General features: G+C 73.1%; 27 protein-coding genes and 1 pseudogene. 10 read left to right on the top strand and 18 right to left on the bottom strand.

Annotated elements, in window-relative coordinates; genetic code table 11:
* The first annotated feature begins 66 nt into the window (after window positions 1-66).
* Together CK485_RS11330 and CK485_RS11325 are read left to right on the top strand one after the other, a co-directional pair.
* On the top strand, window positions 67-951 hold the full coding sequence (locus CK485_RS11330; protein ID WP_199239315.1) for a SigB/SigF/SigG family RNA polymerase sigma factor: 885 nt from the start codon (window positions 67-69) through the stop codon (window positions 949-951).
* Between the two features lie 100 nt (window positions 952-1,051).
* Window positions 1,052-1,465 (top strand): ATP-binding protein, encoded by a 414-nt coding sequence (locus tag CK485_RS11325; protein ID WP_146214521.1) that lies wholly within the window; start codon window positions 1,052-1,054, stop codon window positions 1,463-1,465.
* Here the strand turns inward: CK485_RS11325 and CK485_RS11320 are convergent.
* Window positions 1,457-1,792, bottom strand: a complete 336-nt coding sequence (locus tag CK485_RS11320) for an STAS domain-containing protein (protein ID WP_109449578.1) — start codon at window positions 1,790-1,792, stop codon at window positions 1,457-1,459. The genes CK485_RS11325 and CK485_RS11320 overlap by 9 nt on opposite strands.
* A gap of 182 nt (window positions 1,793-1,974) precedes the next feature.
* Here CK485_RS11320 and CK485_RS11315 point away from each other — a divergent pair, with 182 nt between their 5' ends.
* On the top strand, window positions 1,975-3,108 hold the full coding sequence (locus CK485_RS11315) for a glutathione-independent formaldehyde dehydrogenase (RefSeq protein WP_109449576.1): 1,134 nt from the start codon (window positions 1,975-1,977) through the stop codon (window positions 3,106-3,108).
* 45 nt (window positions 3,109-3,153) lie between these two features.
* Entirely contained in the window at window positions 3,154-3,645 is a 492-nt protein-coding gene (locus tag CK485_RS11310) for a DUF5709 domain-containing protein (protein WP_109449574.1), read from the top strand.
* A gap of 68 nt (window positions 3,646-3,713) precedes the next feature.
* Here CK485_RS11310 and CK485_RS11305 read toward each other — a convergent pair whose 3' ends face one another.
* The 3 genes from CK485_RS11305 to CK485_RS11295 all read right to left on the bottom strand — a co-directional run bounded on the left by CK485_RS11305 (window position 3,714) and on the right by CK485_RS11295 (window position 5,942).
* On the bottom strand, window positions 3,714-4,127 hold the full coding sequence (locus tag CK485_RS11305) for an SsgA family sporulation/cell division regulator (protein ID WP_109449572.1): 414 nt from the start codon (window positions 4,125-4,127) through the stop codon (window positions 3,714-3,716).
* Window positions 4,128-4,260: 133 nt separating this feature from the next.
* Window positions 4,261-4,932, bottom strand: coding sequence for a biliverdin-producing heme oxygenase (locus CK485_RS11300; protein WP_109449570.1), 672 nt, complete (start codon window positions 4,930-4,932; stop codon window positions 4,261-4,263).
* Between the two features lie 209 nt (window positions 4,933-5,141).
* Entirely contained in the window at window positions 5,142-5,942 is an 801-nt protein-coding gene (locus CK485_RS11295; RefSeq protein ID WP_109449568.1) for a SigB/SigF/SigG family RNA polymerase sigma factor, read from the bottom strand.
* A gap of 586 nt (window positions 5,943-6,528) precedes the next feature.
* Between CK485_RS11295 and CK485_RS11290 the strand changes: the two genes are divergently transcribed.
* Window positions 6,529-7,494, top strand: coding sequence for an LLM class F420-dependent oxidoreductase (locus CK485_RS11290; RefSeq protein WP_109449566.1), 966 nt, complete (start codon window positions 6,529-6,531; stop codon window positions 7,492-7,494).
* A 15-nt stretch (window positions 7,495-7,509) separates the two neighbouring features.
* Window positions 7,510-8,049, top strand: coding sequence for an isochorismatase family cysteine hydrolase (locus CK485_RS11285; RefSeq protein ID WP_275124608.1), 540 nt, complete (start codon window positions 7,510-7,512; stop codon window positions 8,047-8,049).
* 53 nt (window positions 8,050-8,102) lie between these two features.
* On the opposite strand, the gene ligD is transcribed toward CK485_RS11285, so the two are convergent.
* From ligD to CK485_RS11240, 9 genes and pseudogenes are all read right to left on the bottom strand, one after another.
* The gene (gene ligD / locus CK485_RS11280; RefSeq protein WP_109449564.1) at window positions 8,103-9,020 is read right to left on the bottom strand and encodes a non-homologous end-joining DNA ligase; all 918 of its coding nucleotides are present in this window, start codon (window positions 9,018-9,020) and stop codon (window positions 8,103-8,105) included.
* 88 nt (window positions 9,021-9,108) lie between these two features.
* Window positions 9,109-10,962 (bottom strand): complex I subunit 5 family protein, encoded by a 1,854-nt coding sequence (locus CK485_RS11275; protein WP_109449562.1) that lies wholly within the window; start codon window positions 10,960-10,962, stop codon window positions 9,109-9,111.
* 8 nt (window positions 10,963-10,970) lie between these two features.
* On the bottom strand, window positions 10,971-11,315 hold the full coding sequence (locus CK485_RS11270; protein WP_109449560.1) for a sodium:proton antiporter: 345 nt from the start codon (window positions 11,313-11,315) through the stop codon (window positions 10,971-10,973).
* Complete coding sequence (mbhE, locus tag CK485_RS11265) at window positions 11,312-12,091, bottom strand: hydrogen gas-evolving membrane-bound hydrogenase subunit E (protein ID WP_109449558.1); 780 nt, start codon at window positions 12,089-12,091, stop codon at window positions 11,312-11,314. The genes CK485_RS11270 and mbhE overlap by 4 nt, the downstream gene beginning before the upstream one ends.
* A complete protein-coding gene (locus CK485_RS11260) occupies window positions 12,088-12,387 on the bottom strand; it encodes a DUF4040 domain-containing protein (protein WP_109452807.1) in 300 nt (99 codons plus the stop codon). The genes mbhE and CK485_RS11260 overlap by 4 nt, the downstream gene beginning before the upstream one ends.
* A gap of 5 nt (window positions 12,388-12,392) precedes the next feature.
* Window positions 12,393-12,701 carry a monovalent cation/H(+) antiporter subunit G gene (locus tag CK485_RS11255; RefSeq protein WP_109449556.1) on the bottom strand — a complete coding sequence of 103 codons (309 nt, stop codon included), beginning with the start codon at window positions 12,699-12,701 and terminating at the stop codon, window positions 12,393-12,395.
* A gap of 50 nt (window positions 12,702-12,751) precedes the next feature.
* A pseudogene (locus CK485_RS30065) lies at window positions 12,752-12,946 on the bottom strand (MrpF/PhaF family protein); the annotation flags it as partial.
* 41 nt (window positions 12,947-12,987) lie between these two features.
* Window positions 12,988-13,470: a Na+/H+ antiporter subunit E gene (locus CK485_RS11245; protein WP_109449554.1), complete on the bottom strand. Its 483-nt coding sequence runs from the start codon at window positions 13,468-13,470 to the stop codon at window positions 12,988-12,990.
* Between the two features lie 206 nt (window positions 13,471-13,676).
* Complete coding sequence (locus CK485_RS11240) at window positions 13,677-14,000, bottom strand: plasmid stabilization protein (RefSeq protein ID WP_109452803.1); 324 nt, start codon at window positions 13,998-14,000, stop codon at window positions 13,677-13,679.
* A gap of 139 nt (window positions 14,001-14,139) precedes the next feature.
* Here CK485_RS11240 and CK485_RS11235 point away from each other — a divergent pair, with 139 nt between their 5' ends.
* Together CK485_RS11235 and CK485_RS11230 are read left to right on the top strand one after the other, a co-directional pair.
* Entirely contained in the window at window positions 14,140-15,321 is a 1,182-nt protein-coding gene (locus tag CK485_RS11235) for a zinc-dependent alcohol dehydrogenase (protein ID WP_109449552.1), read from the top strand.
* A gap of 244 nt (window positions 15,322-15,565) precedes the next feature.
* Window positions 15,566-15,964: an STAS domain-containing protein gene (locus CK485_RS11230; protein ID WP_109449550.1), complete on the top strand. Its 399-nt coding sequence runs from the start codon at window positions 15,566-15,568 to the stop codon at window positions 15,962-15,964.
* Between the two features lie 71 nt (window positions 15,965-16,035).
* Here the strand turns inward: CK485_RS11230 and CK485_RS11225 are convergent, their stop codons facing one another.
* The 4 genes from CK485_RS11225 to CK485_RS11210 form a co-directional block, all read right to left on the bottom strand.
* Window positions 16,036-16,695 (bottom strand): endonuclease, encoded by a 660-nt coding sequence (locus CK485_RS11225; RefSeq protein WP_109449549.1) that lies wholly within the window; start codon window positions 16,693-16,695, stop codon window positions 16,036-16,038.
* A gap of 2 nt (window positions 16,696-16,697) precedes the next feature.
* Window positions 16,698-17,057 (bottom strand): DUF3140 domain-containing protein, encoded by a 360-nt coding sequence (locus CK485_RS11220; protein ID WP_109449547.1) that lies wholly within the window; start codon window positions 17,055-17,057, stop codon window positions 16,698-16,700.
* 74 nt (window positions 17,058-17,131) lie between these two features.
* Window positions 17,132-18,241, bottom strand: coding sequence for an enolase C-terminal domain-like protein (locus tag CK485_RS11215; RefSeq protein ID WP_109449545.1), 1,110 nt, complete (start codon window positions 18,239-18,241; stop codon window positions 17,132-17,134).
* Window positions 18,242-21,337: an FAD-binding and (Fe-S)-binding domain-containing protein gene (locus CK485_RS11210; protein ID WP_109449543.1), complete on the bottom strand. Its 3,096-nt coding sequence runs from the start codon at window positions 21,335-21,337 to the stop codon at window positions 18,242-18,244.
* 152 nt (window positions 21,338-21,489) lie between these two features.
* Here CK485_RS11210 and CK485_RS11205 point away from each other — a divergent pair, with 152 nt between their 5' ends.
* A complete protein-coding gene (locus CK485_RS11205; RefSeq protein ID WP_109452801.1) occupies window positions 21,490-22,500 on the top strand; it encodes an SDR family oxidoreductase in 1,011 nt (336 codons plus the stop codon).
* A 38-nt stretch (window positions 22,501-22,538) separates the two neighbouring features.
* Here the strand turns inward: CK485_RS11205 and CK485_RS11200 are convergent, their stop codons facing one another.
* Window positions 22,539-23,522, bottom strand: coding sequence for an SDR family NAD(P)-dependent oxidoreductase (locus CK485_RS11200; protein ID WP_109449541.1), 984 nt, complete (start codon window positions 23,520-23,522; stop codon window positions 22,539-22,541).
* 258 nt (window positions 23,523-23,780) lie between these two features.
* On the opposite strand from CK485_RS11200, the gene CK485_RS28750 reads away from it, so the two are divergent.
* Window positions 23,781-23,942, top strand: a complete 162-nt coding sequence (locus CK485_RS28750) for a hypothetical protein (RefSeq protein WP_158288202.1) — start codon at window positions 23,781-23,783, stop codon at window positions 23,940-23,942.
* The last annotated feature ends 32 nt before the right edge of the window (window positions 23,943-23,974 follow it).

Here is a 23,974-nt window from a genome sequence, read left to right as displayed (position 1 = left end):
TCGCCCGGCGTGAACCGACGAGACACCGCCGGGAACACCGTTGCCGGCGCTAGGGGATGACCTCTCATGCCCACGTCGACCCGGACGACCCGCGCGGCCGGGACGCCCCCCGCCCCCGGCGGGGGCCGCCTGCCGCGCCTGCAACCCGAGCAGATGCGTGCCATGGGCAAGGCCGAGGCGCGTGCGCTGACCGACGTGCTGCTGCGCCGACTGGCCGCGCTCGACCCGGCCGACCCCGCCTACGGCTACGTGCGCGGCACCCTCATCGAACTCAGCCTCCCGCTGGTGCGCTACGTCGCCGCCTCCTACCGCCACCGGCACGAGTCGATGGACGACATCGTGCAGGTCGGGGTCGTGGGCCTGATCAAGGCGGTCGACGCCTACGACGTCGAGCGCGGCGTGGAGTTCTCCACGTTCGCGATCCCCACCATCTCCGGCGAGATCAAGCGCTACTTCCGGGACACCTCGTGGCCGGTGCACGTGCCCCGGCGGGTGCAGGAGCTCTACCTCGCCGTGGCGCGCGGCTCCGACCGGCTCGAGCAGGACCTCGGCCGCGCCCCCAGCACCGACGAGATCGCCGCGTACCTGCACGTGCGGGCGTGCGACGTGGACGACGGGATCCGGGCGGCGCGCGCGTACCGGATCGACCGCCTCGACGCGCTGGGCGATCCCGGCGACGACCAGCCCGGCACCCCGCTGTCGGAGCGCCTGGGCGAGGACGACAACGAGCTGGAGCTCACCGAGGTCCGGGAGACACTCGGGGTGCTGCTCAACGACCTGCCGCCGCGCGAGCGGACCATCGTGCTGCTGCGCTTCTGGGGGAACATGACGCAGGTCGAGATCGCCGAGCGGATCGGCGTCTCCCAGATGCACGTCTCCCGGCTGCTGTCGGGCACGCTGCGGGACCTGCGGGCCCGCTGGCAGGAGGACGACCCGCCCCGCACGGGCTGAGCCGCCCGCCCCGCAACCCTTCTTCCCGTCCGCGCATACCACCCGCCCGCAGGGGCAGACCTGTGGGCAGCGACGAGGCGACGAGCGCGAGGTGGTGGCCGTGGACGACCCGCCGGTCCTCGTCGTCCGGATGGACGGACGAGCCGGCTCGGTCCACCGCGCCGGGTGGGCCGCCCGGGCCTTCCTCGACACCCTCCCGACCGCGTACGAGGGGGAGCTGGACGAGCGGGCGGCCGAGGACGTCGTCCTGATCGTGACCGAGCTGACCTCGAACGCCTGCCGTCACGCCCCGGGCCCGTGCACGCTCAAGGTGACCGTCGAGCCGCCGTACGTGGACGTGGCGGTCGCGGACAGCGATCCGTCCGCCCCGTTCGCCGGGGACGCGCCCGAACCGGCCGGGTACGGGCTGCGCATCGTGGCGCGGCTGTCCGAGGGGGTCGAGGTCCAGCCCGCGCCCGGCGGCAAGGTGGTGCGGGCCGCACTGCGGGTCGGCCCGCCCGCGGTCTCAGGCTGACCGGGTCTCGGGCGGCAGGCCGAGGAAGTCCTCCAGGCCCACCAGCCGGACCAGCCGGGCGGCCTGCGGCCGTACGCCGCTGAGGCTGAAGCGGGCGCCGCGCGCCTCGGCCTCGTTGCGCAGGGCGACGAGGAAGTGCAGGCCGCTGGAGTCCATGAAGCGCACGCCGCTCAGGTCCACGCGCAGGTCGCGGTCGCCCTCCCCGACGCTTGCGGCGGCCTCGGCGAGCACCACCGACTCGTCGCGGTCGATGTCGCCGGTCAGCGCGAGCACGACGGGTCCCGCTCCCCCGCCGCCGCGTCGGACGGCGAAACTCACCTGGGACATGGCGTCATTCTCCCCCACCCGGCCGCACCCCGCCCCTCGCGGACGGTGCGGGGGCGGCGGGCTTTTCGGCAGGTGCGGCGATTGAGGCCGCCGCCTCGGGGAACCCGGCCCGTGCACGAACCCATGAAAACCGCCCCACGACGGGACCAGCGAACCGCCGGACCAGCGAAGAGGAGGCCGTCATGAGGGCACTGGTCTACGAGGGCCCCCGGCAGGTGGCCGTCAAGGACGTGCCGGACGCCCGCGTCGAGGCGCCCACCGACGTCCTGGTGAAGATCACCTCGTCAAACATCTGCGGTTCCGACCTGCACATGTACGAAGGCCGCACCGACCTGGAGGAAGGTCGCGTGCTGGGCCACGAGAACCTCGGCGAGGTCGTCGAGGCCGGACCCGCGGTGACCCGGGTGCGGGTCGGCGACCGGGTGTGCGTGCCGTTCAACGTCGCGTGCGGCTTCTGCAAGAACTGCGAACGCGGCTTCACGGGAGCCTGTCTGACGGTCAACCCGGGGTTCGCCGGCGGCGCCTACGGGTTCGCCGACATGGGGCCGTACAGCGGAGGCCAGGCGGAGCTGCTGCGGGTGCCGTTCGGCGACTTCAACTGCCTGCGGCTGCCGCCGGACGCGCGGGAGCGCGAGGACGACTACGTGATGCTGGCCGACATCTGGCCCACCGGGCACCACGCCACCCAGCTGGCCGGGATGGAGCCAGGCGACTCCGTGGTGATCTACGGTGCCGGGCCGGTCGGGCTGATGGCCGCGTACTCTGCGACGCTGTTCGGCGCCAGCAAGGTCATGGTGGTCGACCGGCAGCCGGACCGGCTGAGGCTGGTCGACAAGATCGGCGCGATCCCGGTGGACGACAGCGCGGGTGACGCGGTCGAGCAGGTACTGGACCTGACCGGCGGAGAGGGCGCCGACCGGGGCTGCGAGTGCGTGGGCTGGCAGGCGCACGACCCGTCCGGCACCGAGCACCCCAACGCGACCATGAACAACCTGGTCGCCTCGGTCCGGGCGACCGGCGGCATCGGCGTGGTCGGCGTCTTCGTCCCCGAGGACCCCGGCTCGCCCGACGAGCTGGGCCGCGAGGGGCAGGTCGCGTTCGACCTGGGCGTCTTCTTCCAGAAGGGCCTGCGGATGGGCTCCGGCCAGGCGCACGTCAAGCGGTACAACCGGCAGCTGCGCGATCTGATCGCGGCGGACCGCGCCAAGCCGTCGTTCCTGGTCTCGCACCACGTCGACCTCGACGACGCGCCCGAGGCTTACCGGCACTTCGACAACCGCGACGACGGCTGGACGAAGGTCGTCCTGCGCCCGTGAGCGGCGGACACGACGACGTACGAGGCGAAGAAGGAGGGGCGAGCCATGACGGACGACGAGGCACGCGGCGACGAGGTCTACCAGCCGGACGACTCCGAGGTGCAGGACGACGCGGGGCTGATGGACCCGCTCGACACCCTGGACGACCGGGGGGTCGATCCGGCGCTGGACGAGGGGTACTCGCCACCGGAGCGGCCGCGGGAGGCCGAGCACTACGGCACCACGGCGAACGAGCAGCGCTCAGGCGAGAGCCTGGACCAGCGGTTGTCGCAGGAGGTACCGGACGTCGAGGCCCCGCCCGGCAACGGCATCGGTGACGCGCCCGGCGCCACGGGTGAGCCGGTGGACCCGGAGGCGGGCGAGGACCGCTCGGGGCGGCTGGTCGCCGACGACGAGGGTGTGCCCGGGCACTCCGGCGAGGTGGACGACACCGCCGCGTCGGAGGTCGGCATCGCGGGCGGCGCGGCCTCGGCGGAGGAGGCGGCGGTGCACACGGTGGACGACCCGGAGGCCGGCGTGGAAGAGGATCAGGAGTAGGCCGGCGAAGGCGGGGCGGTGTTCCGGCGGCGGCTCTTCCTCCCCGCCACCGGGCCACCGCCCCGCTCTCAGGCGCCTTCCAGGATGTCCAGCAGCTCGCGGTCGGCTTCCTGCGACATCCGCGACAGGCTCCTGGCGGACATCGCCCGGACCCGGCCGACGAACTCCCGCAGGTCCCGTGCCGAGTACCGGACGCGCACCTCGCCCTCCGGCGCCCGCAGCAGCAGGTCGACGTCGCACGGCGCGTCCGGGGCGGGCGCCACCCGTACGTCGCCCTCCCCCGCCGGGTGAATCGTTCCCTCACCCAGCAGTTCCCAGCCGAACACCCAGGTGACGGACGGGTTGCCGGGCACGTGGAACGTCATGTGCACGGCGAGGCAGTCCGCGTCGCTGTAGCGCAGTTCGGTGGGTACGTGGACCGGGCCTTCTGGGGCGGGCAGCCGCAGGACTCCGGTCGTGTAGTGATAGAAGCGGTAGTCCATCGGCGCCCTCCACGGGACGGGTCTGTCCTCGCTGCGCGGGTAACCCGAGCGGCGGGTGGTCAAACCCCCGGGGACGTCGGCCGGTTCGCCCGGCTCACTCTTCGCGACGCGCGCGGCGACGCGCTCAGGGCGTTCAGGCGGTGAGCGGGAAGCGTCCGTCGAGGTCTTGGAAGAGGGCCGTGTTGAGCCGGAAGGCGAGCTTGCACTCCTCCGCGATCCGCTGCCGCTCGACCTCGTCCACCGCGACGGCGTCCAGCCTGGCGCGGTACTCGCGCTTGAAGGCGGCCGGGTTGGCGACGCCCTCGAAGACGTAGAAGCGCACGCCGTCGCCCTTGCGCTCGAAACCCCAGGTCTTCTCCGCGACACCCCGGATGATCTGGCCGCCGGACAGGTCGCCCAGGTAACGGGTGTAGTGGTGGGCGAGGTGTCCGGGGGCCCAGTCGCGGGCGACCTCGCGCAGCCGGGCCGCGTACGCCTCCGTGGCCGGCAGCGCTGACAGCGTGTCGCGCCAGCCCTCGCCCCGCAGGTGGCGCAGGTCCCGCTCCAGGGCACCGGTGCGCTCCAGCGCGGGGTCGATGAAGGGGCCGACCACCGGGTCGGCGGCGAGCCGCGCACCCGTCTCCTCCAACTCGCGGTAGACGAACCACAGTTGCCCGGCCAGTTCGGCGTACGCGTCGATCCCGAGGCGGCCGCCGAGCAGGTTGCCCATGAAGCGGGACTGCTCCGCCCTGCGGTGTTCCTGCGCGCTGGCGTCGCGCAGCAGCGCTGCGAAACCGGTGGAGCCGGTGGACACCGTCTCGGTCATGGGGCGGTCCTCCAGGGGGGACGACGGGCGGCGCGTTCGCGCCGATGCGAGTCAGGGGAACCTCACTCGCAGTTTGCCGACAAGGTGTCGGCAACTTTACCCGTAACGCACCCACGCCACTCCCCCGGCAAGCGGGCGCGGCCGTAGGGAACGGAAAGGGACCCGGCACCGAGCCGGGCCCCTGGGGGAAGAGGGGGAGGACGACGCGTTCAGGCGTCGGCCAGGATCTGGGTCCTCAGCTGCGAACAGGTGCGGCTCAGCAGCCGGGAGACGTGCATCTGGGATATCCCCATGTCCCTGGCGATCTGGCTCTGCGTCATGCCCCGGAAGAACCTGAGGTAGAGGATGTCCCTCTCCCGGTCCGGTAGTTGACGCAGGCACGGTTTGGCGGACTCGCGGTCGACCACCAGGTCCATCGCGCCGTCGCCCGCGCCGATGGTGTCCTTCAGCGAGTAGCCGTCCGAACCGGGCAGCTCGGCGTCGAGGGAGAGGGTGGAGAAGCTGTCGATGGCCTCAAGGCCCAGCAGCACCTCCTCCTCGGTCAGGCCGGTGTGCTCGGCCACCTGACCCACGCTCGGCGAGCGCGCGTCCAGCCCCTGTGACAGCTCCACGCGGGCCCGCCGCACCCGGTTGCGCAGCTCCTGCACCCTGCGTGGCACGTGCAGGCTCCACAGGTGGTCCCTGAAGTGCCGTTTGATCTCGCCCACCACCGTGGGCACCGCGAAGCTGGCGAACGCCGTGCCGCGCCGCGGGTCGTAGCGGTCGACCGCCTTCACCAGCCCCAGGGCGGCGATTTGGCGCAGGTCGTCGTCGTCCTCGCCGCGATTGTGGAACCGGGTCGCCAGCCGCTCGGCCATCGGCATCCAGGCGGTGATGACCTCCTGGCGCAGCGCCTCGCGCTCCGGACCTTCGGCCATTCGGGTGAGTCGTTCGAACGACTCGTCGGTGTCCGGGGTGTCGTGGTGCCGCAGGGAACGACCCGCACGGGCGGGACGCGCGAATTCACGCATGGCGTCTCCAGGGATATGCACGATGGGTCCTTTGGCGCGGGCACTACCCCGTGCGCACGCGGCGGGCGGCCCGGCCGCCCTGTCGGCTGCTGCCGCCGACCCGAAGCACGAGGTCACGCCTGTCCCTGTCACACGCCTTCAAACGTCATTCACGACTTTTCGGGCGAGATCAATTGGCGCGGGCGAGTGCGGTTGAGAAGCACGGCCGGCGAGCAGACACACTGCACGGGATCGACGCCACCACGGGTCGCCGTCCCGGCGGTTCCGGAGCCTCCGGCGACGCGCGAGCGCCCCGGAGCAGACTGGGAGCGCGACAACGGGGAGAACCGGCAGTCCGCACCAGGAGGCGATCGGCCATGACACGCATCCTCGTCCCGAGGGCCCAGCGCCCCAAGCAGCCCCCGCCCCTCGACCTGCGCACTCCGTCCGGCCGTCAGCTGCCGTACTGAGTCGTCCGACGGCCGCCGCGCGCGTTCGCGCGGCGGCCGTCGTGGTGCCCGCACACGCGGACCTCGCGCCATCGCGCGCATCCGGGGCACACCGCCGTCGCACGTTTCCCTGCCACACGACCGGGAAGCCGCCTCATATGGTGCGAATCGGATACACGATGATGACCGAGCAGGCCGGCCCGCGGGAGCTGGTCGAGCATGTGGTGCGGGCGGAGGAGACAGGCTTCGACTTCTCCGTCATCTCCGACCACTACTCGCCGTGGCTCGACTCCCAGGGGCACGCCCCTTACGCCTGGAGCGTGCTGGGCGCCGCCGCACAGGCCACCTCACGCATTCCGCTGATGACCTACGTGACCTGTCCGACGATGCGCTACCACCCGGCCGTGGTCGCCCAGAAGGCGGCAACCGTGCAACTGCTGTCGCAGGGGCGGTTCCGGCTGGGCCTCGGGGCGGGCGAGAACCTCAACGAGCACGTGATCGGCGGCGGCTGGCCCGCCGTCGACGTCCGGCACGAGATGCTGGGCGAAGCCGTCGAGATCATCCGCTCGCTCTTCGAGGGCGGTTACGTCAACCACCACGGGACGCACTACGACGTGGAGTCGGCCAAGTTGTGGGACCGGCCGGACCAGCCGCCGCCCATCGGTATCGCGGTGTCGGGCGAGCAGTCCTGCGAACTGGCGGGCCGGCTTGGCGATCTGGTCATCGCCGTCGAGCCGAAGTCCGAGCTGCTGACCGCCTTCGACCGGCACGGCGGCACGGGCAAGCCCCGGGTGGGGCAGCTTCCGGTCTGCTACGACACCGACCGTGACGCGGCCATCGACCGCGCCCACGACCAGTTCCGCTGGTTCGGCGGCGGCTGGAAGGTCAACTCCGAGCTGCCGGGGACCAGTGGCTTCGACTCCGCCACGCAGTTCGTGCGCAAGGAGGACGTGGCCGAGTCGATCCCGTGCGGGAACGACGTGAGCGCGTTCGTGGACGCGGTGCGCCCTTACGCGGAGGCGGGGTTCACCGAGGTGGCCCTGGTGCAGATCGGCGGCGGCCACCAACTGCCCTTCTTCGACTGGGCGGAGAAGGAGTTGCTGCCCGCGCTGCGCGAGCTGTGAGGCAGGACGGCCACCGTGTCCGGACGCGCCGCCCTCGTCGTCATCGACATGATCAACACCTATGAGCACGAGGACGCCGACGCGCTGGTGGCCTCCGTGCGCGAGGTGCTGCCCGCCATAGAGCGCCTGATCGCGCGGGCTCGCGAGGAGGACGTCGCCGTCGTCTACGTCAACGACAACTTCGGCCGCTGGCGCTCGCACCACGACGAGTTGCTGGCGGCCGTCCTCGACGGCCCGTACGCCGAACTGGTCGAGCCCATCAGGCCGGACGAGGAGTCGCTGTTCGTGGTGAAGGCACGGCACTCGATCTTCTACCAGACCCCGCTGGAGTACCTGCTGTCCCAACTCGGCGCCGACCACGTCGTGCTGTGTGGTCAGGTCACCGAGCAGTGCGTGCTGTACTCCGCGCTGGACGCGCACATCCGCAGGCTCGGCGTGACGGTGGCCGAGGACGCGGTGGCCCACATCCACGAGGATCTGGCGCGGGCGGCGCTGCGGATGATGGAACGGAACATGGGCGCGGCCATCCGTCCGGCCGATGCGATCGTCTTCTGAGCGCGGAGGCCGGCCGGGCCCCGGCGCGGCGGCACCGCGTCGGGGCCCGCCTGCTACTCCTGCTCCAGCCGGCGCATCGCCGGGCCCAGGGAGCGGGCGCAACGGCTCAGGCCGCGCCACGGGTCGCCGTGCTTCTCCAGCCGGTCGCCGATCGTACGCAGCGTCCACCGTCGCGGGCCGAGTTCGGGGTCGTCCAGTTCGTCCCAGTCGATCGGTGTGGCCACCGGGGCGTGCGGCCTGGCCCGCACCGCGTAGGGGGCGACGGAGGTCTGGGCGTAGGCGTTGCGCTGGATGTCGAGGTAGAGACGCCCCCCGCGCTTGTCCTTGCGGACCTGAGTGGTGAGCCGGTCCGGGTGGCGGGAGGCGAGCGTGTCGCCGACGGCGCGGGCGAAGCCCCGGGCGGTGTCGAAGTCGGTCCCGCGCACCAGCGGTACGACGACGTGCAGACCGCGTGAGCCCGTGGTCATCAGGGCGGGCCGCAGCCCGAGGCCGGTGAGCAGGTCGCCCAGTCGCCGCGCGGCCCAGCGCACCGTGGCGAAGTCGACCTCGCCGGGCGGGTCGAGGTCGAACACCAGGCGGTCGGGGCAGTCGAGTCGTCCGGCCCTGCTCAACCAGGGGTGCGGTGTCAGACACGCCTGGTTGGTGAGGTAGACCAGGGTGGCGGCGTCGTCGCAGACCACCATGGTGACCGTACCGCCCTCCTTGGGGACCTCGCGGGTGCGGATCCAGTCGGGGAAGTAGTCGGGAACGTCCTTGTGGTAGAAGGACTTCCCCCGGTAGCCGTCCGGGTAGCGCTCCATCACCAGCGGACGGTCCCGCAGGTGGGGCAGCATGCGGCGGGCGAACCGGCGGTAGTGGTCGGCCAGTTCCGCCTTGGTGATGCCGTCGTCGGGGAAGAGCTCCTTGTCCGGGTGGGTCAGCTCGACGGTGCGCCCGCCGACGCGCACCCGGTCCTTCGTCGTGGTGGCCATGGTCCTCCTCACCGTTCCTTCCGGGTCCCCGGGCTCACGCGGGGCAAACCCGCCGTACGGCCCCGGGCGGTACCGTCGTGCGCGCCGCTCAGACCTGCGCCGCCGTCACCACCATCAGCACCGCGAGCCCGACCGCCAGCCAGCTCACGTAGTCGCCGATGTGGCCGGAGTGCAGGCGCCGCAACGGCAGCACCACGCGCCGCCCGGTCGCCTCGAACGCCGCGCGGGCCCGGTGCACGGCGCCCGACGGCACCGCCGGGCCCCACACCGCCAGCGCGGCGACGGCGACCGCCAGAAGGGTGGACAGCAGTCCGAGGCTGACGCCCTCCGCGGTCCAGTCGGTGGCCGGGGGCGCGCCTGACGGGGCGGGGGCGGGCCCGTACAGCGCCGCCACATATCCCGCGCGATCGGTGAACAAACTCGCCGCCGCAGCGAGTTGGCGGCCGATGCCGGGGAGCACCCCGACCGCGAGGGCGCCGAGCAGCAGGATGGTGGGCACCGCCAGCATGGGCGCGGGGACCGCTCGCGAGGGGTCGCGGACCTCCGGTTCCTCACCGCCGCCGGTCGTCTCGGTGCCCGCGTAGCGCTCCCGCGGTCGCGGTCCCGCCCCGGCGAACACCCGCGCGGCCGCCCGCAGCACCGCGCCGGCGGTGAGCGCCGAGACGCCTACGAAGACCACGAGCAGCCAGGGGAAGCGGGACAGGGCCGCGTGCTCCAGGACGGCCTTGCCCAGACCGGTGCCGAACGGCGGCAGCCCGGCGAGCGCGAGGCCGCCGGCGGTGAACAGCACGGCGCCCAGCCTCAGTTCGCGGGCCCGGCCGTGCAGTCCGTGCTCGTCCACCGAGCCGTACCGGTCCAGCAGCACCCCGGTGACGGCGAACAGCGCCGCCTTCACGCCCGCGTGCCCCGCGACGTACAGCGCGGTCCCGGCGACGCCCTCCGGGGTCAGCAGCGCCACGCCGATCAGGAACAGTCCCACGTGTCCCACGGTGGAGAAGGCCAGCATGCGCTTGAGGTGCCGTTGCTGCCAGCACATCACCGCCCCCACCACGGCGGTCAGCGCGCCGAAGGCCACGAACGTGTCGCGGAAGCACGCCATGGGAACGCCGTGCGGGCCGGAGAAGACCGTCCAGTAGATCCGCGCGGCGCCGTAGATCCCGAGTTCCACCATCACGCCGGACAGCAGCATGCACACCGGTGTGGGCGCGACCGCGTGCGCGTCCGGCAGCCAGAAGTGGAACGGAGCCACCGCCGCCTTGACCAGTGGCCCGGTGAGCACCAGCACGAAGGCGGCTACCAGCAGGGCGTCCGCGCGGTGGTGGGCGAGATGCTGTCCGATCTGGGCGAACCCGAGTTCGCCGGTGCGCGCGTACAGCAGTCCGATGCCCAGCAACGAGGCGTACGCGGCCAGGGAGTTGAGGACGCCGAAGGTCAACGCGCCCTGGAGCGGGCGCGGGTCCTCGATGCGGAAGCCGGTGAGCGCGTAGGCGACGGCACCCATCAGCTCGAAGAAGACGAAGGCGTCGAACAGGTCGCCGGTGAGCGCGAATCCGCACATCCCGGCCTCGAAGATCAGGATGAGCGCGGGGAACGTCCCCGGGTGCTCGGTGGGCGGCTGCTCGAAGTAGCGCCAGGAGTAGCCGACGACGGCCAGGATGAGCACCGCGGCCAGCAGGGCGAGTCCGATGCCGACGCGGTCGCCGACCATCACGATGCCCACGCTCTCGCCGTGCGCCGGCCGCCAGCCGCCGAGCCAGGCGACGGTGCGGCCGTCGCCGGTGCGCGCCCACAGCAGGGCCAGGTCGGCCACGTCGGCGGCGGCCAGGGCGGTCACCAGGCAGTCGATGGCCACGCGCGGCAGCCGGCGTCCGGCGACGACGAGCAGCACCGCGCCCAGCAGGGGCACGGCGACGGCGAAGGGAAGCAGGTCCTGGGTGGGCACGTGCGCGGTCAGCCCTTCAGCCCGGTGAGCGAGTCGGGGTCGATGGTGCCGTGCCGTTTGCGCAACTGGATGGCGAGCGCCAGCAGCAGGGCGGTCACGGTCGCCCCGACCACCACGTCGGTCAGCGCCAGCGCCTGCACCACGGGGTCCACCACCTGTGTGGACTTCGGGGTGTCGGAGAAGTACGGCGAGGTACCGCCGCGCCGGTATCCCACCGCGAGCAGCAGCACGTAGGTGGACGACTGCGCGACGGCCAGGCAGCCGATGGTGTGGATGGCGTCGCGGCTGCGGACCATGCCGTAGACGCCGATCAGGAAGATCCAGCCCGCCACCAGGTAGGGGAAGACACTCATCGGTTCCCTCCGTCCGCGCCGGACGCGTCGTTCGGCCGTTCGCCGTCCGAGGGCGATTCGATCTCGACGGCCTGGTCGATGAAGTGGGCGATCAGCACGACGATGCCCGAGCCGACCTCGACGCCCACGGCGGCGTTGATGACCGGCACCAGGCCGCCGGAGGACAACTGCCCGAAGGTGCCCAGCGGCAGGACGTTCTGGAGGTACGAGGCGCCCTTGGCGATTCCCACGAAGCCCAGCGCGGCGAAGGCGCCGGCGGCGAGCGCGTCGGCGACGTCCAGCGAGGCCAGCGGCCTGATGCGCTCCAGCGCCCGGTAGTCGGCGGCGATGTAGGCGAGGTGGAGCCCGGTGGCGAGGATGACGCCGCCCTGGAAGCCGCCACCGGGCGAGAGTTGCCCGTGGGCGACGATGTAGAAGCCGGTGAGCAGGGTGATCGGCAGCATCACGGTGCCGAACAGCCGCGTGGAGGGCATCACGCGGCCGGGCGCGGGTGCCGCCTCGCGCTCGTCGCGGGCCCGCCGCAGCAGCACGATGGCGCCCAGCACGGCGGCGAACAGGATCGACTCCTCGCCGAGGGTGTCGAAGGCGCGTTGGTCGAAGTTGACGGAGGAGATGACGTTGGCGGTGCGCTGCCGCATCGCCGCCGCGACCGCCCGGGTCCCGTAGGGGTGGACGAGCCCGGCGAAGTGCGGCAGGCCCGTACAGGCGGCGGCGTAGAAGGCGGCGACGACGACGGCGGCGGCGAGGAACAGCCAGGTGCGAAGGCGTCGGCTCATCGGCGCCGCCCGCCCGTGTCCCCGTCGGAGCTGTCCGTCTTCGCGCCTTCGTCCTCGCCCGTGCCGCGGCGCACCTTGCGCACCGTCAGCAGGATCAGCAGCGGGGTGACGGCCGTGCCCACGCCCAGCTGCGACAGGGCCACGTCGGGCGCCTGCAACACGGTGAAGAGCACGGCCAGCGCGATCCCGAGCATGGCCAGCAGGGTCGACTGGGTGACCGGGTCGCGGGCGAGGGCGGCGGCCGTGGCGCTCGCGGCGACCAGCAGCAGGGCCACCACGACGAGGTACTGGGCGATGCCGTTCATTGCGGGGAGTCCCTCTCGACCAGGCCGTCGGCCTGCGCGGTGGCCCGCCCGACCGCCATCGTGGTGACCGGCCCGCCCGCGGCGATCAGCACCCCGATGATGAGGAGTTTGACCGCCGAGCGGCCGGGACCGGTCTGCACGGCCAGTGCCAGGCAGACCAGGGGCGCGCCCAGGGTCGTCGCCGGGGTGAGCGCGTGCAGCCTTCCGTACGGCCGGCGCAGGACCACCAGGCCCAGTGCGGCCAGCAGCAGGACGGCGATCCCGGCCACCAGCAGCACCAGCGCGCAGACATGACGGGGCGTCACCGCTGCTCCTCCCCCGTCCGGCGGACGGGCACGTCGTGCGCGGAGCCGCCGAGCAGGCGGGCGAAGACCAGGGTGCCCGCCGGGCCGAGTACGGCGAGCACCAGGCCCAGGTCGCCGTAGGAGGAGCGGTTGAAGCCCTGGGCGATGAGCAGGAAGGCGACCGCGGCCACGGTGGTGGCGAGGTTGAGCCCGGCCAGCCGTTCCTGGGGCGAGTCGCGGCAGGCCACCCACACGCACGGCGGCATCGCGAACGTCACAAGGACCGCCGTCGCCACCAGCCAGGCGTTCACCGGCGGCCCCCGCGGGTCAGAGTGCGCTCCAGGCGGTTGGGGTCGCCCAGCGTGTGGACCTGGATCAGGCGCTCACCCGACTCGCGGCGCACGTCGACCACGTACGAGCCGGGCGTCGCCGACAGCACAGCGCAGGCCCAGGCCGCGCCCGCGTCGTCGCGCAGCGTCAGGGTGTGGAAGGCGCCCTCGTCGGGACGGCGCAGCAGGGATCGTACGACGGCCGAGACCAGTTGTCCGGTGTCCGCGCACACGGCGGCGGGAAACGCGCGCACGGCGGGCCCGAGCCGCCCCTTGGGGCCCGGGCGGCCTCCGGCGGCGAGCGCGACCTGCCGGGCGGCGAGCGCGACGAGCGCGGCACCGGCCATCCCCACCAGGCATTCCAGCACCGAGATGGTGCTGATGAACATCAGGTACAGCACGACGAGTGCCGCCCACCACGCCAGCACCTGGCGGACCGCCGCCGTCCCGGCACGTGCCATCGCCCCTCCTCAACGGTGTGGTCCCGCCCCTGCGGCCCTGCCTCCGCGACCGGGGCGCGGCCCCGGGCATTCGCCGGGAGCAACGTCTACCGCCAACCCGGTGCGTGTGCCCGGGCGCACGCCGGTGCGCTCCCCCAGGCCGTCCGACCGTCACCCGGACGGCTCAATCGGCGAGTTCCGGTGCGGTCCCCCGCGCCAGGAAGCGATCAGTAGCCGAGCGCCTTCTTCAGCTCGTCCTTGTTCATCGAGGAGCGGCCCTCCACGTTGCGCCGCTGCGCCTCCGCGTAGAGCTGGTCCTTGGTCTGGCCGCCCGAGCCGTGGCCCGAGCGCTGACCGCCGCGCTCGCCGGACGACTTGTCCTTGAGCGACTGGCGGCTGGCCGTGCGCGACTCGCCGGAGCGGGCCCGTTCCTTGTTGACCGTGCGGGCCGCGATCTCCTTGGCCCTGCCCTCGCTCTCCCCGCGGTCCTTCGCGCTGTCCTTGATGTGCTCGTACTGCCGTTCCCGCTTGCGGTTCGATCCGGCCGGCATGTCGCTCACCTCTTCGCTTTCCGGGGTACGCGTCGCGTCTGCCCGTCTCCCGTTCACCTATGCGTGGGCCGTTTGGGGGTCTCATGAGGGGTACCCGTGGCGCCGGTGGACACTGACCAACGGCAGGAGGAGGCCGACGATGCGAGCGGTCGTGTGGCACGGAAAGCGGGACGTACGGGTCGAGGACGTGCCCGATCCGGTGATCAAGGAACCGACCGACGCCGTCGTGCGGATGACGTCCTCCGGGCTGTGCGGTTCCGACCTGCACCTGTACGAGGTGCTGGCTCCGTTCATGACGCCGGGCGACATCCTCGGCCACGAGCCGATGGGCATCGTGGAGGAGGTCGGCCCGCAGGCGGGCGACCTCAAGCCGGGGGACCGGGTGGTGATCCCGTTCCAGATCGCGTGCGGGGCCTGCTTCATGTGCGAGCGCGGGCTGCCGACGCAGTGCGAGACGACGCAGGTCACCGAATACGGCATGGGCGCGGCGCTGTTCGGTTACACCAAGCTGTACGGCGCGGTGCCGGGCGCGCAGGCGCAGTATCTGCGGGTCCCACAGGCGCAGTTCGGGCCGATCAAGGTCCCCGAGGGGCCGCCGGACGACCGGTTCGTGTACCTGTCCGACGTGCTGCCGACCGCGTGGCAGGCGGTGGCCTACGCCGGCGTGCCGCGAGGCGGCTCGCTGGTGGTGCTGGGGCTCGGCCCGATCGGCGACATGGCGTGCCGGGTCGCACTGCACCAGGGCGTGGAGACGGTCATCGGCGTCGACCTGGTGACCGAGCGGCTCGCCCGGTGCTCCGCGCGCGGAGTCACGACGCTGGACCTGCGCGAGCACGACGACGTGGTGGGCGCCGTGCGGGACCTGACCGGCGGCCGGGGCGCGGACGCGGTGATCGACGCGGTGGGCACCGAGGCGCATGGTTCCCCCACCGCCAAGTACGTCCAGCAGGCGGCCGGGCTGCTGCCGCGCGAGTGGGCGTCGAAGCTGATGGGCAAGGCGGGCGTCGACCGGCTCCAGGCACTGCAACTGGCCATCGCCATGGTGCGCCGCGGCGGCACCGTCTCGATCAGCGGCGTCTACGGGGGCATGTCCGACCCGATGCCGATGCTGGTGATGTTCGACAAGCAGATCCAGTTCCGCATGGGTCAGGCCAACGTACGGCGCTGGGTGGACGACATCCTGCCGCTGCTGACCGAGGCCGACCCGCTGGGCGTTGACGAGTTCGCGACGCACCGGGTGCCGCTGGAGAACGCGGCGGAGGCGTACCGGACCTTCCAGCGCAAGGAGGACGGCGCGATCAAGTTCCTGCTGCAACCGTGAGCCGACGGGCCGGACGACCGGAGGCGACCGGCCGTCCGGCTCTTTTGGCACCCGGTGCCGATTTCCCGGCGGCCCGCGGCAACTCCCCTCACCGGCGCGCTGGTTACCGGCTGGTTCCAACTCGTTCACCGCACCCGGTGGACAGGGCGGGCGGCGTGGGGTTTTCCTGTTCTTCCCACACCGCTCCCGGCGGACGGGCCCATCGGGCCGGTCGGCGGGGCCGGGCGGGAAGGAGGCGCGCGCGATGGACGACGAGTTCGACATCACCTCGGTGTGCGACGCCGGCGGCGAGACCGTGCTCGCCGTTTCCGGCGAGGTCGACGTGGCGACCGGCGAACTGCTCCACCGGCGCCTGGCCCAGGTGCTGGCGCACCGGCGCGACCTCGTGGTGGACCTGTCCGCGGTGACCTTCTTCGACTGCTCGGGGTTGCGCGTGCTGATGGCGGCGCGGCGCAGGGCGGCGCTGGCGGGCGTGGGTCTGCGACTGCGCGGGCTGTCGCCGTCGGTGGAGAGGGTCCTGCGGTTCACCCGGCTGCGGTCGGTCTTCACCGTGGACCCGGAGCCGGCCTCCCGCGTGCGCGCGCTTGCGGCCAGGCCCGGCCGGCGCCCGCCGGGCGGGCCCGGCCTCGCCCATTCCGCCTGACGCGCGCACGGCCGGCACCGGTCTGGGCAGGACGCTCGTGCGGGCGCCCCGCGGCTCTGGTCGCGGCGTGACTACGCCGCGACCTCACGCACCTCGTCCACGACACCCTTGTCCAACGCGGCCCGTACCAGCGCCGCCGCGAACACCGCCCGCTCGTCGCGCGCGACGAGCCCGGCCAGCTTCTCCGGCTGCTCCGGCAGGCCGAGCCGCTTGGCGCCCTGGACCGCCTTGCCGTCGAAGAGCGGCCCGACCTCCGGCCACAGGGACTGCACCTCACGCAGGAAGATGTCGGCGCCGACCGGCCCGAGGCCGGGAACCCGGCGCAGTTCCTCGCGCAGGCGGTCCGGGTCTCCGTCGGCTTCCTCGCGGACCCGCCTCAGGTCGCCGCCCCACGCGTCGAGGACGAGCTGCGCGCCTTCGCCCAGCTGGGTCGCGGTGCGCTCGTCGTAGCGCCGGTAGTGGCCCTCACCGAGGGCGTCCACCCGCTGCTGCCACGTCGCGTCGCGCATTCCGCGCGGGCTGCGCATGCCGTGCTCGAACAGCGCGCGGGCCGAGTCGATGGCGACCGAGGCCTTGATGCGGGCGCTCAGCAGGCACGCCATGACGAGGACCTGGTAGAGCGGCTGGGGCGTGTCGCGCAGCCGTATGCCGGCGTCCTGGGCGTAGGTGCGGCCCTCGGCGGACAGCAGCGCCTTCGCGGTCTTCCGGTCGCTCCCTGTCGCCTTGGCCATGATCAGGTCACCTTCCGCTCGGAGGCCAGCGGGTCGTGGCCGACGCTCATCAGCCGGTGCCGCCAGGCCGTGTCGCCCGCGCGCGGTTCCAGCTCGGCGCCGTCGCCACGCTCGCTCCGGACGGTGTCCACCACCTCGTACATGGTGGCCACGTCGGCGTCGGTCAGGTCCGTGCGGCGCTTGCCGAGGATCTCCACGACCCGCTCGCCCAGCTCGGACCGCAGGTCCTCGGGGAGCGGTTCGGTCCGCTCCCCGGAGGTGTCGGTGCGCAGCCAGGCGCTCAGTTCGGCGGAGGTCATGTTGACCACAGTGTGGAACTCGTCCCACAGGGCGTCCATTTCGAGGGCGGGAATGCCGGTCATCGATTGCCTCCTCGGTGTCGGTCTTCCGGTCACGTCGTGCCTCGGCCCGGACGGTTCGCGTGCCCGCGGCGGGCTCAGGGAAACGCGCGCGTCAGGTCGGGACGCAGCGTCAGTCCGTGGCCCGCGGCGCCGTCCGCCCCGGGGCGTACCGCGCCGCCGCCCGGGTCGAGCACCCCCTCGAAAAGGAGCGACTCGATGCGGACGTGGTCGTGGAACCACTCCAGGTGGCGGAAGTTCGGCACGCTCGCGGCGACATGGGCGTGCGCGTGCGGGGCGCAGTGGCCGGAGATCTCCAGCCCGTGCGCGGCGGCCAGCGCCGCGGCGCGCAGCCACTGGGTGACGCCGCCGCAGCGGGTGACGTCGGCCTGGAGGCAGTCCACCGCGCCGGATGCCGCCATGCGGGCGAAATACGGCAGGTCGTAGCCGTATTCGCCGGCCGCCACGTCGCACGCCAGGGCGTCGCGCACCACCCGCAGCCCCGTCAGGTCGTCCGAGGAGACCGGCTCCTCGAACCAGCTCACTCCGCTCTCGGTGAAGGCGTGCCCGAGGCGGACGGCCTGCTTGCGGCTGTAGGCGCCGTTGGCGTCCACGTACAGCTCGGCGTGCGGGCCGATCACGTCGCGGGCCTCGCGGACGCGGCGCAGGTCGCGGTCGGCGGCGGTGCCCCAGGCCTCCCCCACCTTGATCTTGACGCGGCCGATGCCCAGCCCGTGCACCCAGTCGCCGAGCTGCGCCGCCATCCGGGTCTCGTGGTACGTGGTGAAGCCCCCGCTGCCGTATACCGGCACCTCGTCGCGCGTGGCGCCCAGCAACGCGGTCAGCGGCAGGTCGAGCAGCCTGGCCTTGAGGTCCCACAGCGCGATGTCCACCGCGGAGATCGCGCAGGAGGCGATGCCGGGGCGGCCCGCGTTGCGCACCGCACGGCACATCGCCTCGTTGCCGCCCGGTACGTCCCACGCGCTGCGCCCCACGACCTCCCCTGCCAGCAGGTCCCGCACGACGGCCGCGGCGGCCTCGGGGGCGTAGGTCCAGCCGATGCCGGTCAGCCCGCCGCCGTGGGCCCGCACCAGGACGACGGTCGTGGAGTCCCAGGCGAGCGTGCCGTCCGCCTCGGGCGTGTCGGTGGGGACGGTGGTGACGCGGACATCGAGCCCGGTGACCTGGGGCGTGCTGTCGCGGGCCATCTAGCGCCTCCCTCGGCGGGCGGCCCTGGCCAGCGCCAGCGATCCGGCGGCGAGCGCCACGGCCGTGGCGGCGGTGACCAGCCGGGCGTCGAGCGGCCTGGCCTGCGGGCGCCCGGTCAGCTTCTCGGGATGGTCGGCGGGTGCGGGGTCCTGGTCGAGGCCCATGGCGAGCGCCTCGGCGAGGTGGACGGCACGCCGGCCGGTGTCGCCCTGCTCGATCTGGGTGCGGCAGCTGAAGCCGTCGGCGATCACCAGGGCGGACGGCGCGGTCTCGCGCACCGCAGGCAGTACCCCCAACTCCCCGATGTCCATGGACAGTTCGTGGTGCCCGCGTTCGAACCCGAAGTTGCCGGCGAGACCGCAGCAGCCCTCGTCGAGCACGGTGGCGTCCAGTCCGGCGCGCCGCATCAGCTCCGCGTCGGCGTCGAACTTCAGCACGGCGTGCTGGTGGCAGTGGGTCTGCACGGTGGCGGCGCGGGTCAGCCGCGGCGGCGTCCAGTCGTCGGGCGCGTGGTTGAGCAGGACTTCGGAGAGCGTCATGAACTGCTCCGCGGCGCGGGCGACGTCCTGGTCCTCGGGCATCAGCTCGGGCGCGTCGGCCCGGAAGACGGCGGTGCACGACGGCTCCAGGCCGACGATGGGCACGCCCGCCTCCAGCCATGGCCGCAGCACGTCCATCGTCTTGCGCAACGTCCGCTCGGCGGTGCCGAGTTGGCCGGTGGAGATCCAGGTCAGGCCGCAGCACACCGGCTCGTCCGGCACCGCGACGTGGAATCCCGCGTCCCGCAGGACGCGTACGGCCGCCCGCGCGACGTCCGGGTGGAAGTAGGTGCTGAAGGTGTCGGGCCACAGCACGACGGCGCGCGGGTCGCCGGGCTGCCCGACCAATCCCTGGTCGCGGCCCTCGTCCCGCCACCACTGGAGGAAGGAGCGTTCGGCGAACAGCGGCGCCTCGCGTTCGGCCGCCACCCCGGCCAGTCGTTTGCCGACGGCCGCGACGCCCGGCGCCCGCAGCGCCGCGTTGACCAGCCGGGGCGCGGCGCGCGAGAGCCGGGCCCACAGCGGCAGCCAGCCCAGCGCGTAGTGCGCGGCGGGACGCAGCCGGCCCGCGTAGTGGTGCGAGAGGAACTCGGCCTTGTAGGTGGCCATGTCGACCCCGACCGGGCAGTCGGACTTGCAGCCCTTGCAGGCCAGGCACAGATCGAGCGCGTCGCGCACCTCGGTGGAGCGCCAGCCGTCGTCGATCGCGGAGTCCGGGTGGCCGTCCAGCATCTCGAACAGCAGCCGGGAGCGGCCCCGGGTGGAGTGCTCCTCCTCGCGGGTGGCGCGGTAGGACGGGCACATCACGCCGCCCTCCTGGGAGCGGCAGTTGCCGATGCCCACGCAGCGCATCACCGCGCGGGTGAAGCTGTGCTCGTCGTCGGGGTAACCGAAGCGCGTGGCAAGGGACTTGGGGCGCCACCGCGCGCCCAGCCGCAGGTCGTCCGTGACGCCGTGCGGGTGCACGACCTTGCCGGGGTTCATCCGGTTGTCCGGGTCGAACAGGGCCTTCAGTTCGCCGAACGCCTCGACCAGCGGGCGGCCGAGCATGCGCTCCAGCAGCGCCCCCCTGGCCTGCCCGTCGCCGTGCTCGCCGGACAGCGAGCCGCCGTAGGACGCGACGAGGTCGGCCGCGCGTTCCAGGAAGCGGCGGAAGTTGGCGACGCCGTCGGCGGTGCGCAGGTCGAAGGGAATGCGGGTGTGGACACAGCCCTGGCCGAAGTGCCCGTAGAGGGAGGCGAGGTCGTAGCCGAACTCGGTGAAGAGGTCCTTGAGGTCGCGCAGGTAGTCGCCGAGCCGCTCCGGCGGGACAGCGGAGTCCTCCCAGCCCTCCCAGGTCTCGCGCCCGTCCGGGGGCCGCGCCGTGACGCCGAGTCCGGCCTCGCGGGCCTTGAGCATCTCCTGCTCGCGCCCGGGGTCGTCGGAAAGCGCCACGGAGTCGTCGTCCGTCGAGCGGCCGATGGCCTTCAGCAGCGCGGTGGCATGCGCGTCGGCCTCCTCGGTGGAGTCGCCGGTGAACTGCACCAGCAGCCAGCTGTCGCCCGCCGGGAAGCGCTCCAGCGACTCCAGGTAGGCGTGCTCCTCGCGCATCAGCTGCGCCATCCGGCCGTCGATCGCCTCCAGCTGGGTGGGGCTGGAGTGCTCCAGCAGGCGTGGCACGTCGTCGGCGGCGGCGCAGATGTCGGGGTAACCCAGCACGACCAGTGACTCGGCGGCCGGGACCGGCACCAGCTTCAGCTCGGCGTGCAGTACGGCCACCAGGGTGCCTTCGCTGCCGGTGAGGGCGGCGGCCACGTCGAAGCCGTTCTCCGGCAGCAGCGAGTCGAGGTTGTAGCCGGAGACCCGGCGCGGGATGCGCGGGTAGCCCGTACGGATGTCGGCCAGGTGGCGGTCGACGATGTCCTTCATACCCCGGTACAGCTCGGCGCGGCGCCCGCCCTCGGCGAGGATCGCGCGGTACTCCTCGTCGCTGGTGGGGCCGGCCCAGCAGCGCGTGCCGTCGTAGGTGACGACCTCCAGCCGTGCGACGTTGTCGGCGGTCTTGCCGTACGCCTGAGCGGACGCGCCGCAGGAGTTGTTGCCGATCATGCCGCCCAGCGCGCAGTGGCTGTGGGTGGACGGCTTCGGCCCGAACTTCAGCCCGTACGGCGCCAGTTGGCGGTTGAGGTCGTCCAGCGCGATGCCGGGCTCGACCACGCAGGTGCGCGCGTCGGGGTCCACGCTCACCAGCCGGTTGCAGTATTTCGTCCAGTCGACGACCACGGCCCGGTTGGTGCACTGGCCACCCAGGCTGGTGCCGCCGCCCCGCGAGAGCACCGGCGCGCCGTGTTCCGCGCACACCGCCAGCGCCTCGGCTCCGGCGTCCACCGTGCGGGGGACGACCACCGCGATCGGCACCTGCCGGTAGTTGGAACCGTCGGTGGAGTACGCGCCCCTGCTGCCCGCGTCGAACCGCACCTCGCCGTCCACCCGGGCCCGTAGTGCCGCCTCGAGCCGCCCTGACCTGCGGCGCGAGTCCCACGCGTCCCGGCGGGTCGCCCGTACGCCCTCGCCCATCCTCGCCTCCGTTCCTCACCGGCCCGAGTGCCCGCGAGGCGCCGCCCTACACCGGTCGTCCTTCGGGTGGCGGCCCGATTGACCGTCCGGTTCAGGGGTACGCGGCTGTTCGGACGCCGCACGCGGTGGTGGACCGGGACCGGAGGTGGATCGTGAACGAGACCGTCGTCATCACCGGGGCGAGCGCGGGGATCGGCCGGGCCTGCGCGCGCCTGTTCGCGGCCAGGGGCGCCAACGTCGGGCTGCTGGCCCGGGGGCGGGCCGGGCTGGACGCGGCGGCGGCCGACGTCGAGTCGAACGGGGGGAAGGCGCTCGCGGTCCCCACGGACGTGTCGGACCCCGGGCAGGTCGAGGAGGCGGCGCGCCGGGTCGAGGGGGCGTTCGGGCCGATCGACGTGTGGGTCAACGTGGCCTTCACCTCCGTCTTCGCGCCGTTCGACCAGATCGGTCCTGAGGAGTTCCGGCGAGTCACCGAGGTCACCTATCTGGGTTTCGTCAACGGCACGCGGACCGCGCTGGCCAGGATGCTGCCGCGCAATCGCGGCACGATCGTCCAGGTGGGCTCCGCGCTGGGCTACCGCTCGATCCCGCTCCAGTCGGCGTACTGCGGCGCCAAGCACGCGGTGAACGGCTTCACCGAGTCGGTGCGCACCGAGCTGCTGCACTCCGGCAGCCGGGTCAGCATCACGGTGGTGCAGATGCCCGCCGTCAACACACCGCAGTTCTCCTGGGTGCTGTCCCGGCTGCGCCGCCACCCGCAGCCGGTGCCGCCGATCTACGAGCCCGAGGTGGCGGCGCGCGGCGTGGTGTACGCGGCCTGCCACCCGCGCCGCAAGGAGTACTGGGTCGGCGCGTCCACGGCGGCCACCATCCTGGGCAACAAGGTGGCCCCGGCGCTGCTCGACCGCTACCTGGCGCGCACCGGCTTCAGCTCCCAGCAGACCGGGGACGAGCAGCCGGCCTCGCGCCCTGCCAACCTGTGGCGCCCGGTGGACGACGAGCCGGGCTCCGACCACGGCGCGCACGGCACCTTCGACGACCGCGCGCACGGCAGGGCGCCGCAGCTGTGGTTCTCCCACCACCGCGGAGCGGTCGTGGCGTCCGCCGCGGCGGGGGTGGCAGGGCTGGTCACCGGGCTCGTGCGGCGCCGCGGGCGCGGCTGAGGCGGCCGACGGCGGGGCGGTCCGCCGGGCGCGGGCCGTCATCCCGGGTGGGAGCGCTGGTTGAAGTGGTCAGCCGCCCGGTCACCCAGGGTGGTCAGCCTGTCGACGACCCTGGAGCCGAGCCGTTGACGCGCCCCGGCGCCGGTCACCCCTTCGCGTTCCGCGTCCGTCCCGGCCCCCGGCAGCATCCGTGCCGCGACCGACATCAGCCGCGTCGTCGTCGCCGGGGCGATCCCGTGCGCCCGTACGGCGGTCTTGGCCAGCGGGGTCAGCACCAGCTCGGTCCTGCGGCGCTCGGCGGCGCGGACGATGGCGCGCGCGGCGCGTTCGGCGTTCATCGACACCAGCGGCAGCGACGCGCCCGGCGCGAACCACGCGTACTCGTGCGCGGCGTCACCGTGGAAGAGCGCGGCGGTGTGCGAACCGGTGCGCATCAGTCCCGGCAGGACGGTGGTCACGCTGATCCCCTGCGCCGCCAGTTCCGCGCGCAGCCCCTCCGACCACCCGGTGACGGCGAACTTGGCGGCGGCGTACGGCAGCAGGTGCGGCGGGGCGATCCGACCGCCGATGGAGCCGATGTTGACGACGCGGGCGCCAGGGCGCGTGCGCAGCCCCGGCAGCGCGGCCAGGGTCAGCCGCAGCGGTGCGAAGAACATGGTCTCCATGGCCTCCCGGTACTGCCGCTCCCCCATCGCCTCCATCGCGCCGACCTGGATCACGCCCGCGTTGTTGACCAGCACGTCGAGGTCGCCGAAGCGCTCGGCCACCGCGTCCAGCAGCCGCCGCGGGGTCTCGGGGGCGGTCACGTCGCAGGCGAGCGAGGCGACGTCCGAGCCCCGGGCCCGCAGGGCCGCCTCCGCCGCGGCGAGTTGCCGCTCGCCCCGGGCGCAGAGCATCACCCGGCAGCCCCGGTCGGCCAGTTCGCGGGCGACGAGCAGGCCGAGACCCCGGGAGGAGCCGGTGACCAGCGCGGTGTGCCCGCGCAGCGGCGAGCCGTCCCCGTTGGATCCGAACGGTGTCATCGGTGGCCTCCTGACGTCCTTGGGGCCCGGCCGTTCCGGAACCGCCCGGCGTGCTGCTGCGACCCGGGTACCCGCGCCGCGCGCTCCAACCCCGGCATGTCCTCCTGCGGCATCGAGTGTCCTGTTAGGGCATTGAGTGCCACTTCGCCCGGGTGGCCCGTTTCGCGAGCGTCCACGCGCGTGCGGTGCCATGGTGAGGGGTGCTCACTTCCACGGCGGCATGCCGGGCGACGGGCGCGGACGACGAAGGAGAACGCGATGCAGAGGAATCCGGCGGGACACCGGGACACCGACGACGCGGAGCCGGACCAGGCGCACCGGTCGCGCACGAAGATCGCCGGGATCCCGGCCGTCGACTGGTCCCGGCTGTCCGAGGCCGACGACGACCGCGAGTCGCACATCATCCTCGGCGAGGACTGACCGCACGCGGCCCTTGACGGGGACCGGGCGCA

The sequence above is a fragment of the Streptomyces sp. ICBB 8177 genome, assembly GCF_003144095.1.
In the GTDB taxonomy this organism is placed as follows: Bacteria; Actinomycetota; Actinomycetes; order Streptomycetales; family Streptomycetaceae; genus Streptantibioticus_D.
The sequence above is the reverse complement of the archived record's forward strand: the minus strand, read 5'-3'. Positions and strand labels throughout refer to the sequence as shown.

Coding starts and splice junctions, on each gene's coding strand:
- CK485_RS11330 (WP_199239315.1), top strand. CDS start 67: ATGCCCACGTCGACCCGGACGACCCGCGCGGCCGGGACGCCCCCCGCC.
- CK485_RS11320 (WP_109449578.1), bottom strand. CDS start 1,792: ATGTCCCAGGTGAGTTTCGCCGTCCGACGCGGCGGCGGGGGAGCGGGA.
- CK485_RS11315 (WP_109449576.1), top strand. CDS start 1,975: ATGAGGGCACTGGTCTACGAGGGCCCCCGGCAGGTGGCCGTCAAGGAC.
- CK485_RS11310 (WP_109449574.1), top strand. CDS start 3,154: ATGACGGACGACGAGGCACGCGGCGACGAGGTCTACCAGCCGGACGAC.
- CK485_RS11305 (WP_109449572.1), bottom strand. CDS start 4,127: ATGGACTACCGCTTCTATCACTACACGACCGGAGTCCTGCGGCTGCCC.
- CK485_RS11300 (WP_109449570.1), bottom strand. CDS start 4,932: ATGACCGAGACGGTGTCCACCGGCTCCACCGGTTTCGCAGCGCTGCTG.
- CK485_RS11295 (WP_109449568.1), bottom strand. CDS start 5,942: ATGCGTGAATTCGCGCGTCCCGCCCGTGCGGGTCGTTCCCTGCGGCAC.
- CK485_RS11290 (WP_109449566.1), top strand. CDS start 6,529: ATGGTGCGAATCGGATACACGATGATGACCGAGCAGGCCGGCCCGCGG.
- ligD (WP_109449564.1), bottom strand. CDS start 9,020: ATGGCCACCACGACGAAGGACCGGGTGCGCGTCGGCGGGCGCACCGTC.
- CK485_RS11270 (WP_109449560.1), bottom strand. CDS start 11,315: ATGAGTGTCTTCCCCTACCTGGTGGCGGGCTGGATCTTCCTGATCGGC.
- mbhE (WP_109449558.1), bottom strand. CDS start 12,091: ATGAGCCGACGCCTTCGCACCTGGCTGTTCCTCGCCGCCGCCGTCGTC.
- CK485_RS11245 (WP_109449554.1), bottom strand. CDS start 13,470: ATGGCACGTGCCGGGACGGCGGCGGTCCGCCAGGTGCTGGCGTGGTGG.
- CK485_RS11240 (WP_109452803.1), bottom strand. CDS start 14,000: ATGCCGGCCGGATCGAACCGCAAGCGGGAACGGCAGTACGAGCACATC.
- CK485_RS11235 (WP_109449552.1), top strand. CDS start 14,140: ATGCGAGCGGTCGTGTGGCACGGAAAGCGGGACGTACGGGTCGAGGAC.
- CK485_RS11230 (WP_109449550.1), top strand. CDS start 15,566: ATGGACGACGAGTTCGACATCACCTCGGTGTGCGACGCCGGCGGCGAG.
- CK485_RS11225 (WP_109449549.1), bottom strand. CDS start 16,695: ATGGCCAAGGCGACAGGGAGCGACCGGAAGACCGCGAAGGCGCTGCTG.
- CK485_RS11220 (WP_109449547.1), bottom strand. CDS start 17,057: ATGACCGGCATTCCCGCCCTCGAAATGGACGCCCTGTGGGACGAGTTC.
- CK485_RS11215 (WP_109449545.1), bottom strand. CDS start 18,241: ATGGCCCGCGACAGCACGCCCCAGGTCACCGGGCTCGATGTCCGCGTC.
- CK485_RS11210 (WP_109449543.1), bottom strand. CDS start 21,337: ATGGGCGAGGGCGTACGGGCGACCCGCCGGGACGCGTGGGACTCGCGC.
- CK485_RS11200 (WP_109449541.1), bottom strand. CDS start 23,522: ATGACACCGTTCGGATCCAACGGGGACGGCTCGCCGCTGCGCGGGCAC.
- CK485_RS28750 (WP_158288202.1), top strand. CDS start 23,781: ATGCAGAGGAATCCGGCGGGACACCGGGACACCGACGACGCGGAGCCG.